8 protein-coding genes are annotated in these 13,251 nt (G+C 73.3%); 5 read left to right on the forward strand and 3 right to left on the reverse strand.

Annotated elements, in window-relative coordinates; all coding sequences use genetic code 11:
- Positions 1-74: 74 nt before the first annotated feature.
- The 3 genes from KF840_14635 to KF840_14645 all read left to right on the forward strand — a co-directional run bounded on the left by KF840_14635 (position 75) and on the right by KF840_14645 (position 6,773).
- Positions 75-2,438, forward strand: a complete 2,364-nt coding sequence (locus KF840_14635) for a CoA transferase (protein ID MBX3026142.1) — start codon at positions 75-77, stop codon at positions 2,436-2,438.
- 462 nt (positions 2,439-2,900) lie between these two features.
- Entirely contained in the window at positions 2,901-4,079 is a 1,179-nt protein-coding gene (locus tag KF840_14640) for a PQQ-dependent sugar dehydrogenase (GenBank protein ID MBX3026143.1), read from the forward strand.
- A gap of 141 nt (positions 4,080-4,220) precedes the next feature.
- A complete protein-coding gene (locus KF840_14645; GenBank protein ID MBX3026144.1) occupies positions 4,221-6,773 on the forward strand; it encodes a DUF4215 domain-containing protein in 2,553 nt (850 codons plus the stop codon).
- A gap of 85 nt (positions 6,774-6,858) precedes the next feature.
- On the opposite strand, the gene KF840_14650 is transcribed toward KF840_14645, so the two are convergent.
- The gene (locus tag KF840_14650; protein MBX3026145.1) at positions 6,859-7,752 is read right to left on the reverse strand and encodes a 3-keto-5-aminohexanoate cleavage protein; all 894 of its coding nucleotides are present in this window, start codon (positions 7,750-7,752) and stop codon (positions 6,859-6,861) included.
- Positions 7,753-7,917: 165 nt separating this feature from the next.
- On the opposite strand from KF840_14650, the gene KF840_14655 reads away from it, so the two are divergent.
- Both KF840_14655 and KF840_14660 read left to right on the forward strand, forming a co-directional pair.
- Complete coding sequence (locus KF840_14655) at positions 7,918-8,970, forward strand: phosphotransferase family protein (GenBank protein MBX3026146.1); 1,053 nt, start codon at positions 7,918-7,920, stop codon at positions 8,968-8,970.
- Positions 8,971-9,038: 68 nt separating this feature from the next.
- A complete protein-coding gene (locus KF840_14660; GenBank protein MBX3026147.1) occupies positions 9,039-10,238 on the forward strand; it encodes a right-handed parallel beta-helix repeat-containing protein in 1,200 nt (399 codons plus the stop codon).
- Positions 10,239-10,255: 17 nt separating this feature from the next.
- Here the strand turns inward: KF840_14660 and KF840_14665 are convergent, their stop codons facing one another.
- Positions 10,256-11,137 carry a hypothetical protein gene (locus tag KF840_14665; protein MBX3026148.1) on the reverse strand — a complete coding sequence of 294 codons (882 nt, stop codon included), beginning with the start codon at positions 11,135-11,137 and terminating at the stop codon, positions 10,256-10,258.
- A gap of 28 nt (positions 11,138-11,165) precedes the next feature.
- Positions 11,166-12,926, reverse strand: a complete 1,761-nt coding sequence (locus KF840_14670; protein MBX3026149.1) for a trypsin-like serine protease — start codon at positions 12,924-12,926, stop codon at positions 11,166-11,168.
- Positions 12,927-13,251: the final 325 nt, after the last annotated feature.

The following is a 13,251-nucleotide window of genomic DNA, read 5'->3' on the forward strand; positions in this document are numbered from 1 at the left end:
TTTACCCGCCGTGTCCGGCGGCACAAGGGCGCGAGGGTTTCCCGGTTCGGGGCCAACCGCTAGACACCGCACGCATGCCCGGACCGCTCGCCCATCTGCGGGTGCTCGATCTCACCGATCTGCGCGGCGCGCTCGCCGGACGGCTGCTCGCCGATCTCGGCGCCGAGGTGCTGAAGATCGAGCCGCCGGGCGGCGACGCGGGCCGGCTGACGCCGCCGTTCGCCGGCAACGTCGCGGCGCCGGATCGCTCCCTGCCGTTCGTCTATCGCAACCTCAACAAGCGTACGCTGGCGCTCGACCTGCATTCCGCCGCCGACGCGGCGCGCTTCCGCGCCCTCTGCGACGGCGCCGACGTGCTGCTCGAGAGCTACGGGCCGAACCGCCGCCAGGTGCTCGACCTGGCGCCCGAGGCGGTGCGCGACCGCCACCCGCGCCTCGTCCACGTCGCGCTCACCGACTTCGGCCTCGGTGGCCCGCGCGCCCACTGGCACGCCGAGCCGCTGGTCGCCTTCGCCGGCTCCGGCGCCCTCTTCGCCACCGGCTTCCCCGATCGTCCGCCGTGCGCGCTGCCCGGCTTCGCCGCCCACGACTGCGCCGCGGTGTTCGGCGTCGCCGGCGCGCTGGCCGCGCTGCTCGATCGCGCCCGCCACGGCCGCGGCCAGACCGTCGAGGTGTCGGCGCAGGAAGCCGCCATCGCCGGCTTCACTCCGTGGGCGATCCCGCTCGCCGACTACCACCGGCTCTACCCGATGGTGCCGAGCGCGCCGCCGCGCGCCGCCGACGGCAACTACCTCGTGCTGCCGGTCGCCGACGGCCACGTGCGCATCCTGCCCGCCGGCCGCCGCCACTGGCAGGGCCTGGTCGAGATCCTCGACCGCGCCGAGGCGTTCGCGGCGCCGGAATGGGACCTGCCGCTGTTCCGCATGCTGGCGCACGACGCCATCCGCGCCGTCGCCGCCGACGCGCTGCGGCAGCGCAGCCGCGCCGACGTGTTCGCCGCCGCCCGCGCCCGCAACGTGCCGCTCGCCCCGATCCAGACGCCCGACGAGTTCGTCGCCAGTGAGCAGAGCCGGGCCCGCGGCAGCTTCCGCCGCGCCGGCGGCGTGCTCGGCGACGCGCCGGTGGCGCCGGCCCCCTTCCGCTTCTCGCGCACGCCGCTCGATCCGCCGCGCCCGCCGCAGGCGCTCGCCGAGGCGCCGGCATGGACGCCGGCGGCGCCGGCCGCCGGCACCGCCGCCCCGGCGACGCCGCTGCTCGCCGGCGTCCGCGTCGTCGTCTTCGGCTACGCCGTCGTCGCCCCCGAGGCCGGGACGCTGCTCGCCGAGCTGGGCGCCGACGTCATCCGCGTCGAGTCGCGCGCCGGCCTCGACCTGCTGCGCCAGATCACCGTCGAACCCGACACGCCGAACCGCGCCTTCACCTTCAACGACGCCTCCCGCGGCCAGCGCAGCGCCTGCTTCGATCTGCGCCAGCCGCGCGGCCGCGAGCTGGCGCTGCGACTCTGCGCCAGTGCCGACGTGGTGCTGGAGAACTATCGCGGCGGCGCCCTGCGCCACCACGGCATCACCTACGAGGCCGTCGCCGCCCGCCGCCCCGACGTGATCTGGCTGTCGTCGCAGGGCTACGGCGCCACCGGTCCGCTCGCCGACGCGCCCGCCTTCGGCCCGCTCAACGCCGCGTACTGCGGCGTCCACTGGCTGTGGAACCACCCCGACAGCCCCTACCCGGCCGGCACCGCGCTCAACCACCCCGATCACATCGCCAGCCGCCTCGCCGCGGTCGCCGTGCTGGCGGCGCTCGAGCACCACCGCCGCAGCGGCGAGGGGCAGCACATCGACATGGCGCAGACCGAGGCGGCGGTGTTCCTGCTCGGCGAGCAGTACCTGCGCACCGCCTGCACCGGCACGCCGCCGCGGCAGGTCGGCAATGCCGCCGACGACGCCGTGCCGCACGGCGTGTATCCGGCCGCCGGCGACGACCAGTGGATCGCCATCGCGGTCGCCGGCGACGCCGCCTGGCAGCGCCTGACGCGCTGCTGCGGCTGGCCCGACGAGCCGGTGCTGGCGACCCTGGACGGCCGCCGCGCTGCGCGCGCCGCGATCGAGGAGCGCCTCGCCGCCTGGACCCGCGCCCGCGCGGCGGAGGACGCGGCCGCGACCCTGCAGGCCGCCGGCGTCTCGGCGATGGCCGTTCTCGGTCCCGACGAGCTGCGCGCCGATGCCCACCTGCAGGCGCGCCAGGCGATCGTCACCGTCGAACATCCGGAGATCGGGCCCGAACGGCACATCGGCACGCCGATCCGCATGAGCCGGCCGCTGCTGACCACCGCTGGCCCGGCACCGCTGCTCGGCGCCGACACCGAGGATGTGCTGGTGCGCGTCCTCGGCCTGGCGGCGGACGAGGCCCGCCAACTCATCGCCGACGGCATCTGCGCGTGATCGAGAGCGCCCCACGGATCACGCCGCTCATGGCCGTCGTCACCGGCGGGAGCGGCGTCGTCCGTGGTCGACGCGCTCGCGCAACCGCCGGCGGTTTGCTCCGTTGCTCGCGACGTCTAACATCGCCGCATGCCCCTGCGCGCGCTCGCTCTGCTCGCGTTCCTCGTCCCCCTCCCCGCGCTCGCCTGTCCGAGCGACTGTGACGGCGACGGCGCCGTGACCGTCAACGAGCTCGTGCTCGCCGTGCAGATCGCGCTCGGCAGCGCCGACAGCGGGCGCTGCGCCGCCGCGGACCGGGACACCGACGGCCAGGTGACGATCGCCGAGCTGGTCGCCGGCGTCGACGCGGCTCTCACCGGCTGCCCGGCGGCCGCGACGCCGACCGCGACCGCGACGCCCGGGCCGCTGCGCTGCGGCGACGGCATCGCCGATGCGGACGAGGAGTGCGACGACGGCAACACCATCAGCGGCGACGGCTGCGATGCCGCCTGCCAGCTCGAGCCGGGCGGCGATCCGTGCGCCGGCGTCGCCAACGCGCCAGGCGCCGCCGCCGGCACCGTGCTGGTGGCCGACTCCCTGTCGCTGCCGGTGTTCGTCGGCGCGCCGCGCCTCGATCCGCGCCGCCTGTTCATCGTCGAGCAGGGCGGCGTCATCCGCCTGATGAAGGACGGCGCGCGGCTCGATGAGCCCTTCCTCGACATCCACGAGCGCGTCAGTTGCTGCGGCGAGCGCGGCCTGCTGAGCCTCGCCTTCCATCCCGACTACGAACGCAACCACCGCTTCTTCGTCGACTACACCAATCGCGCCGGCCAAACGGTGATCGCGCGCTTCACGGCCGGCGCCGATCCCGACCGCGCCGACCCGGCCAGCGAGCGGATTCTGCTGACCATCGACCAACCGTTCGCCAACCACAACGGCGGGCTGGTCGCCTTCGCGCCCGACGGCACGCTGTTCGTCGGCATGGGCGACGGCGGCGGCCAGGACGATCCGAACGGCAACGGCCAGAGCGACGCCACGCTGCTCGGCAAGCTGCTGCGCCTCGACGTCGACGTCGACGACCCGCCGTACTACGCCGTGCCGGCCGACAACCCGCGCGCCGCGGAGGGCGCGCCGCTCGGGCTGATCTGGGCCAAGGGCCTGCGCAATCCGTGGCGCTACGCGTTCGACCGCGGCACCGGCGACCTCTACATCGCCGACGTCGGCCAGGGACGGCGCGAGGAGATCGACTATCTCCCCGCTGGCACACCCGGCGGCAGCAACTTCGGCTGGGATGTCTTCGAGGGCCAGATCTGTCACGAGCCGCCGCAGGGCTGCGGCGATCAGGTCGCGCCCTTCACGCCGCCGATCCTCGACTACACGCACCGCGACGGCTGCTCGATCACCGGCGGCTACGTCTACCGCGGCTGCGCCCTCCCCGACCTGCGCGGCCGGTACTTCTTCAGCGATTACTGCACGCCGTTCATCAGGAGCTTCGCGGTGGGGGACGGCATCGTCCTCGGCCTGCAGGACCATACCGCCGCCTTCGCCCCCGGCGGCGGCTTGAGCATCGGCTCGGTCACCAGCTTCGGCGAGGACGCCCGCGGCGAGCTCTACGTCGTCGACTACGGCGGCGAGATCTACAAGGTCGTGCCGCGGCCGTGAGCCCGCCGGGATCGCGGGCGGCGGGCCCCCCCGATCCCGGGTGCGCTTCGGACACGAAATCCAACCGTTGGCCCTGCGGCGTATTGTCACACCCGGGCGGTGCCGGTATGCAGGAACATCGTTCCGGGGGCGAAGCACATGATGAATGGGCGCATCCGGGGGCTGCTCGTCGGGCTGCTCCTCTCTCTCTCCGCCGCCAGCGCACTGGCGCACGGGCAGCCGGCCGAGCTGGCGTTCTGGGGACCGTTCCCGGCGGACGCGGCGCGCTGCCAGCGCGTGCTCAGCCGGGCGACGTCCACCTGCATCACCCGCGTGGCGATGCTGCGCGCCACCTGCCTGAGCGGCGCCCTGAGCGGCGGAACGTGTGATCGGGCGGCGCTCGACGCGGACGTCACCGCGGCGCGCCAGCGCGCGCTCGACCGCCTGCAGCGCGCCTGCACGGTCACGCAACTGCAGAACCTCGGCTACATCGACCTGCAGGACGCGCAGAAGGACGTCACCGACGCCTGCCGCCAACTCGACACGGCGGCGATGAGCGCGGCCTTCGCCCCCGCCATGGTGGGCGGCACGGTGGCCAGCGTCGACGGCGCCAAGGCCGCCTGCATCGAAGCGGGCGCCCGCGAGTCGACGCGCCTGCTGCGCTACGCGATGCGCACCCATCAGCAGGCGCTCGACCGCATCGCCGGCACCGACAACACGCCGGCGCAGAAGACGCGGCTGGTGCAGTGGGCGCAGGAGCAGGTGACGCGCGCCCGGTCGCGCAGCGCCGCCGCCATCGCGGCGAGCTGTCCCGAGAGCGCCTTCGCCGACGTCTACCGCGGCAGCACCGACGCCTTCCTCGGCCGCATCGCCGCCCAGGCCGGCTGCATGGCGGGATTCGTCTACGTGCAGGACGCCGTCACCTGCCCGACGCCGGTGTGCGGCAACGGCATGCAGGAGCGCGGCGAGGAGTGCGACGACGGCAACGACTACGACGGCGACGGTTGCCGCAGCGACTGCGTGAAGACCGACTGCGAGGCGTTCGGCAGCACCTACGAGCTGATCCAACAGGCGATCTTCGAGAACCACGGCTGCACCAACAACGCCTGCCACGGCACGGCGCAGTCGGGCGGCCTCGACCTGCGCGCCGGCGTCGCCTACGCCAGCCTGATCGACGTCCCCTCGAGCATCGATCCGTCGCGCCACCGCATCGAGCCCGGCGACGGACAGCGCAGCCTGCTCTTCCTCAAGCTGGCGGCGAAGACCCTGCCCGACCAGTACGACTTCGAGAAGCTCGGCATCGGCACGCCGATGCCGCTGGGCAACGTCCCCGGCCTGAGCGAGGACGAGCTCGAGGCGCTGCGCCACTGGATCGTCGCCGGCGCCCCGAAAGATGGCGCGGTGGCCGGGGTCGGCGATCTGCTCAACGCCTGCCAGCCGCAGCCGGAGCCGATCCAGATCAAGCCGCTCGATCCGCCCGCCGCGACCGAGGGCGTGCAGCTCAAGATGCCGCCGTGGATCGTCCCCGCGCACAGCGAGCACGAAGTCTGCTTCGGCAGCTACTACGACCTCACCGAACAGGTGCCGGAGGCGCTGCGCGGCCCCAACGACACCTTCTGCTACAACGCCGAGCAACTGCGCCAGGATCCGCTCAGCCACCACCTGATCGTCAACCGCTACATCGGCACCTACGGTCCCGAGGATCCGTCGTGGGGCGGGTTCCACTGCACCGGCGGCGAGCGCGACGGCCAGACCTGCGATCCGACCGTGCAGGACGCCTGCGGCGCCGACGGCTTCTGCATCACCGCCATCAAGAACAGCGTCGCCTGCAACGGCTTCGGGCCGCCGGACAACGGCCGGGCCGCGATTCCCTTCTCCGGCGCCCAGCAGGCCAACGCCGCCTCCGCCTTCCCCTCCGGCGCCTATCGGTGCGTGCCGCTGAAGGGAATGATCTGGTGGAACTCGCACGCCTTCAACCTCACCGAGAAGGACGGGTTGCTGCGCGCCTGGATCAACTTCACCTACGCCAAGCCGGAGGACCGCCTCTACGTCGCCAGCGGTATCTTCGACACCACGGCGATCTTCAAGATGGTCGTGCCGCCGTTCCAGCAGCAGGAGGTGTGCAACATCAACGTGCTGCCGGCGAAGGCCAATCTCTTCGAGCTCAGCTCGCACATGCACCAGCGCGGCAAGCGCTGGCGGACCTTCCGCGGCGAGTTCACCTGCCAGGGACAGACCGGCGCCCAGGGCGCGCTGATCCCCTGCGATCCGCTCAGCCCGTCGCAGTGCAACCCCGGCGTCGCCTGCGCCGCGCCGGACGGGCGCGATCCGATGGCCAGCCTGCTCTACACCAATTTCATCTACAACGACCCGGTGGAGCTGCGCTTCGACCCGGCCCTGGTCTTCACCGGCAGCAAGGCGGAGCGCTCGCTCACCTACTGCGCGCTGTACGACAACGGCTACACCGATCCGAGCAAGGTGAAGCGGCAGTCGACCTCGCCGCCGTCGCCGTTCGGCAATGCGGCGGCGACCCACTGCTACACCGGCAAGGTGGGCGCGCTCTGCAGCGGCGCGACGGCGGAGCAGCGCAATCGCTCGTGCGACACCAGCGCCGGCGCCGGCGACGGCTGGTGCGACGCGCTGACGCTGCGCGGCGGCGTCACTACCGAGGACGAGATGTTCCTCCTCCTGGGGTCGTATTACGTGAAGCCGTGACCGGCGCCCGCGCCGATCGTCCACGCCCCGCCCCTGGGTGCCCGCCGGCTCGCCGCCGGCGGGCACCCAGGTCTCGAACCGAGTCCTAGCCCGGCAGGCCGAGGATGCTCGCCGTCTGGGTCGTGCTGGCGGGCTCGCGGCCGATGGCACGGACCAGCGCCGCGGCCTCCTCGACCAGCTCGACGTTCGCCGGCTGGCGCGCGCCGGCGTAGTCCTCGAGGCCGACGCGCAGGTGGCCGCCGCGCTCCAGCGCCAGGCGCGCCATGCCGCTGGCGACGACATCGCCGCCGATCACCGCCACCGCCCACGGCACGTCGCAGTCGCCGAGCAGCTCGAGATAGGCGGCGAGCGCGGTCGGCGTCGGCGGCAAGCCGAAGCTGACGCCGCGCCGCCCGCCGCCGAGGTAATCGTAGTCGCCGCCGAAGTAGAGCTTCACGAACGTGCCGCGCGGCAGCTTGCCCGCCCGCCAGTAGGCGAGCACGGTGCGCAGGAAGCCGGGCTCGAAGACCGCGACGCTCGGCCCGAGGCGGTGGCGCTCGCACAGCGCCGCCATGTGGCGCACGTCGCCGAAGCTGTTGGCGTAGACGAAATCGACGCCGCCGCCCGGCAGCCCGTCGTCGCCGATCGTGCCGAGGTTCACCGAGCCGCTGTCGAACAGGCTCATGCGGATCGCCCCCGCGGCGGCGAGCGGCGGGATGTGGGCGTAGCGTTCGACGACGTCGCCCCCGAAACCGACGGTCGGGTAGAGGATGGCGTCCGGCCGTCGCGCCAGCACCGGCCGCCACCCCTCGAGGTAGCGCGCCGCCGCCGCCGGCGCGGCGCTGCCGAACTGGTCGATGTGGTTGTGGACGATCGCCGCCCCGGCCGCCAGACAGGCCAGCGCGTCGGCGGCGATCTCCGCCGGCTCGCAGGGCACGTGGGGATTGCGCGCCTTGTTGGCCACCCCGTTGATCGCCGCCTCGATGATGACCGGCGTCATGGCGTCAGCGGCCACCGCGGTCCGCGACCGACGCGCGCGGCGTCGCGTCCGTGGTGATCGTTCCCGTTCTTCGCCGCCCCGGCATCGACGCGCGGATCATGGCGCCGCTCTACCACAGCGGGATGCGGAGGCGCAGCGCCTTCCGGGTGTGGTATGGCTCGCCCGATGATCGAGGGGATCCAGCACGCCGCCGTGTCGCAGTTCTTCGCCGCCCACGTTCCCGGGGGGGCGGTTCCGCTGACCTTCTCGCTGATCAGTGGCGGGCGCTCCAACCTGACCTACCTGGTCGAGGGCGGCGGGCGCTCCTGGGTGCTGCGGCGGCCGCCGCTCGGCCACGTGCTGCCGACGGCGCACGACATGGCGCGCGAATACCGGGTGCTGGCGGCGCTCGCCGACAGCGACGTCCCGGTGGCGCGGCCGCTCGCCCTCTGCGAGGATGTCGCGATCAACGACGCGCCCTTCTACGTCATGGAGTACCGGCCCGGCGTCGTGCTCGCCCACAGCCTTCCCGACGGCTACGCCGACGGCGAGGCAGCGCGGCGGCGCATCAGCCTGGCGATGATCGAGACCATGGCGCGGCTGCACGCCATCGACTACCGCGCCGTCGGCCTCGCCGACTTCGGCCATCCCGAGGGCTACCTCGAACGCCAGGTGCGGCGCTGGGGGCAGCAATGGGAGCGCTCGCAGACGGGGCCGCTGCCCGCGATCGAGGCGCTCGCCGGCCGGCTGCGCGCCGCGCTGCCGGCATCGCCGCCGCCGACCATCGTCCACGGCGACTTCCGCCTCGGCAACCTGGCGCTCGACCCCGCCGATCCGGGGCGCGTCGTCGCCGTCTTCGATTGGGAGATGGCGACCCTCGGCGATCCCCTCGCCGACCTCGGCTACACGCTGATCTACTGGGCCGACCCGGGCGACCAGATCGATGCCGCGAGCATCGGCAGCGTCTCGCCGTTCACCCAGCTCCCCGGCTTCCTGCGCCGCGCCGAGCTGATCGCGGCGTACGCGCGCGCCAGCGGGCGCGACGTCACCGCCATCGACTTCTACCAGGTGCTGGCGCTCTACAAGCTGGCGATCATCGCCGAGGGCATCTACGCGCGGTTCCTGCAGGGCAAGACCCTCGGCGAGGGGTTCGCCGGCATGGTCCGCCCGACCGCCGTCCTGGCCACCCGCGCCCTGGCGATCGCCGACGCCTCGCAGGACCGCCGGCTGCGCGGCTGAGGAGCCGCTCACCTTTTGATTGGCAAACGCGGACGCCGTGGGTAGCGTCGAGCGATATCGAGGTGCGCATGCGTCGACTCCTGCTCCTTCTCGTCGTGGCCGGTCTGGTCCTGCCGGCATGCGGTAGCAGCAGCGGCTCGTCGTCCAAACCGACCAAGACGCCGGATCCGAACGCGACGCGGACGGCCACCAGAACCCCCAAGTCGACGCGCACCGCGACCCGCACCGGCGGACCGACGCGGACCCCCACCCGCACCGGCGGACCGACGGACACCCCGCGTCCGACCCGCACACCCGGTCCACCGGTGACGCTGTACGTGCGCATCAGCGGCAGCGACGAGAACGCCGGCACGGCGCCCAGCCAGGCGCTGCGCACCCTGGGCGCGGCGATGAAGCGGCTGTCGCCCGGCAGCACGCTGCACGTCGGCAGCGGCGTCTACGCCGAGCGGCTGGCGGTCAGCGACATCGTCGGCACGGCGACGCTGCCGGTGCAGATCCTCGCCGACCGCGCCGGCACGCAGACCGGCGACCGCGGCGACGTCGTCATCGACGGCAACGGCGAGCTCGCCTCCATCGTCGTCACCAGCTCGCCCTACCTCACCATCGACGGCTTCATCCTGCGCGGCGCCGCGCCCACCGCCAGCACCAGCGCCGTCAATCTGCGGATCCGCGGCGGCTCCGATCACGTCACCATCCGCAACTGCGTCGTCGCCAACGCCCAACCCGCGGACGGCATCCGCGTCGACAACTCGAACGACGTGCTGCTGTTCAACAACCTCGTCTTCTCCGCCGACCGCGGCATCATCGTCACCGGCAGCTCGAACCGCGTGTCGCTGATCAACGACACCATCGCCCTCAGCGACCGCGCCGCCCTGTCGATACGCGCCAGCGGCGGCAGCACGCCGAGGAACGTCAGCGCCACCAACTGCATCGTCCAGGAGAACGGCACCGGCGCGGCCATCGATGCCCCCGGCACCAACGGCGCCTACACGGGCGACTACAACCTCGTCTACCAACCGGGCGCTGCCAACCAGACGACCGCCTACGATCCGACCACCCTGCGCGGCCGCCACGACCTGAACGTCGACGCGCAGTTCGTCAACGTCGGCGTCGGCGACGTCCACCTCGAACCGCACAGTCCGGCGATCGACGCCGGCAGCGGCCGCATCGACGACGCCCTGAAGACCGCCCTCGGCGACCGCTCGACGACCGCCGACGGCGCGCGCGATCGCTCACCGCTCGATCTCGGCTACCACTACCCGCGCTGATCGCTCGCGCCCCCGCTTCACCCGCCGTCCGTCCGCAGCAGCGCCGCCAGCACGTCCGGCTCGTCGGTGATGATCGCGGTCGGCCCCTTGGCCAGGGACTGGCTGAGGAAGTCGGGCGAATTCACCGTCCACAGGTTGACCTGCAGGCCGCTGGCGCGAGCGAGCGCGATCGTGTCGGCGCTGATCCCCGACCAGATGGGATGGATCGCGTCGAGACCGAGCGCGACCACGCGGCGCACGGCGTCGGGACCGGCGCTGCCGGTCAGCAGCGCGGCGTACAGCCTCGCGTCGAAGCGTTTGATCGCCAGCACCGCGTCCTCCTCGAACGAGGAGAACAGCGTGCGGCGGGCGACGCCGAGCCGGCGCACCTCGGCGGCGGCGGCGCCGGCCAGGTCCTCGGCGCCGGTGCCCGGCGTCGCGCACTGCCCGTAGACCTTGAGCTCGACGTTGACCAGCGCCTCGTCCGGCAGCGCCGCGAAGACCTGCGCCAGACTGGGCGGCCGCTCCGCGGTCGGCTCGCCGCGGCCGTCGACCAGCGCGCACTGCTGCGCCTCGGCCAGGGTGTAGGCGCTGACGCACCCGCGGCAGGTGGTGGTGCGATCGAGGGTGTCGTCGTGCATCACCAGCAGGCGGCGGTCGCGGGTCAGCTCGACGTCGAGCTCGACGCCGTCGGCGCCGAGCGTCATGGCGCGGCGAAAGGCGGCGAGCGAATTCTCCGGCAGCGGCGAACGCGGCCGCGTCGGACCGCTGCCGCGGTGCGCCAGATTGGCGGCCGGCGCCAGCGCGGCGATGCGTTCACGGACCGCCCCGTTGGCCGGCGTCGTCGCTCCGGAGTCGTCGCCGCAGGCGGCGGCGCCGCAGGCGATCAGGAGCAGCACCAGGCGGCGCGCGCCGATCATCGAGGCCGTCGCGGACCGCGCCGGGCGGTCAGAACGAATCGTCCGTGCAGCGGTCGTCGATGGTCAGCCGCACGTCGATCGGTTGGCCGAGGTCGAAGGCGCCGGCGCCGGGAACGTTCTTGCCGACGATCACCAGCTTCCAGATTCCCTGCCGCGCGCTGCGGTCGACGATCGTGATGCCGTTGATGCCGTTCGCGGCGCCGGCCCACTGGTAGCGGCCCTTCTCCGGCCGCGACCGCGACCACCCGGGATCGTTGGCGGGAATCGCGATGGTCAGGGTGTTGGCGCCCTGGGCGAGCGCCAGCGAGAAGCCGCGGCGCGGATCGGCGCCGTCGTAGGCATGCGCGAAGTTGAGCAGGCGGCTGCGCAGCTTGAGCCGCCGCGCATCGAGGCGCGCGCTGACGTCGAACAGGTCGCCGCTGGTGCAGGGGGGCGGACAGGTGCAGCCGGCGCGGCAGGCGCCGGGGCAGAGCGTCGCCGCGGCGCCGTCGCACTGCTCGCCCCGCTCCTTGACGCCGTTGCCGCACACCGGCGCCGGGCAGCGGCAATCGCCCTGGCACAGGCCGGCGCAGAGCGCCGCGTCGCTGCCGTCGCAGTCCTCGTCGAACTCGCGCGTCCCGTTGCCGCACACCGGTGCGGCGCCGCCGAAGACGGTGCTGGTGATCTGGTACTCGCCGGCGCCGAGGGTGCGCACCGCGGCCACCGACCACGGCCCCGCCGCCGGGTGGTCGATGGTGCAGGCGCCGAACACCGCGTGCCCGTCCGCCTTGCAGTCGAAGTTGCCCGGGCCGGCGCCACTGCCCTGCTTGACGTAGAGATCGACGTCGAAGAGGCCGTCGTCCTTGCCGTTGAGCGCCACGCGCAGCGCGTTGGCGCCGGGCGGCACGTTGAGGGTGAAGCTGTCCGACACATCGACGGCGTCGAGCGTGTCGTCGACGACCGCGACGGTGTTCTGGCCGGCGCCGATCGGCGGCAGGCCGCCGCACGCCGCCGTGTCGTCGCCGGCGAGCGCGCCGACGAGGAAGCTCTGGGCGGCGAAGACGCTGGCGTCGTAACTGGTGTCGCTGGGCAGGCAGTTGGAGCTCATGCCGCCCGAGGTGACGCCGGCGACCACCTCGCCGCCGCCCAGGTTCAGCAGCAGCGGTCCGCCCGAATCGCCGTTGCAGGTGTTGGAGTTGGTTCCCGGCGCGCCGAGCGGGCCGAGGAAGTTCCAGCACACCACGTCGGCGTCTGTCGCATTCGACGGCAGACCCTCCGGACACGGGGCGGTCAGCACCGTGCCGGCGCGCTTGATGCCGTAGTCGTTGCCGTTGCCCTGCGTCTGGCCGAAGCCGACGATCGTCCCGACGGCAGGGATGAAGGGGACCGGATCGACGGTGTTGAGCGGCGTCGGCGCGATGCCGGTCACCCAATCGGCGAGCTGCACCACCGCCACGTCCGAGAGCGGGAAGTTGAACGGCGTCGAATCCGGGTGCGGCACGATGCGGCTGACCGCCGAAATGCCGGCGTGTTGCAGGTACACCCAGTAGTGGTCCGGCCGCGGGTCGTCGTCGACGCAGTGGGCGGCGACCAGGAACGTCCGGCAGCCGATCAGGGTTCCGGAGCAGCGGGCGTAGGCGTTGTCGCTGGTGATCGCCGCCCCGCCGCCGCCGTAGAGCAGGGCGCCGGTGGTCGGATAGGCGTGCGTGTGGACGCCGTTGACGATGCGCGCCTGCCGCCCCGGATCGAGGCGCACCTGCTCGCTCGCCATCGCCGTGGCGGCGAGACAGATGCCCGCGAAGGCGCCCACCCACGCCCGCGCCCGCCATCCGGATTCTGCGATCCCAGCCCCTCGCCGCGGCCTCGCCATCGCTACCCCCTGCCGGCGCGTCGCCTGTCCGGCGTGCGCAGCGGCGGGTGAAATCTGTCGGAAGACGGCCCCATAGACAAGCTGAATGTGCGCCGCGGCGACGGCGGGGCGGGGGCGCCGGGCCGCCGCGGCCGTCCGCTGGCAACGGCCGAACGGCGCGCGGCGACGCCGGCAATGGGCGGTGGAGCACGACCGCCGCGGCCGTCCGCTGGCAACGGCCGAACGGCGCGAGCCCGACCTCGTTCGACGTCCGCTCGGCGTGATG

It is taken from the genome of bacterium (assembly GCA_019637795.1).
In the GTDB taxonomy this organism is placed as follows: Bacteria; Desulfobacterota; Binatia; order HRBIN30; family CADEER01; genus JAHBUY01.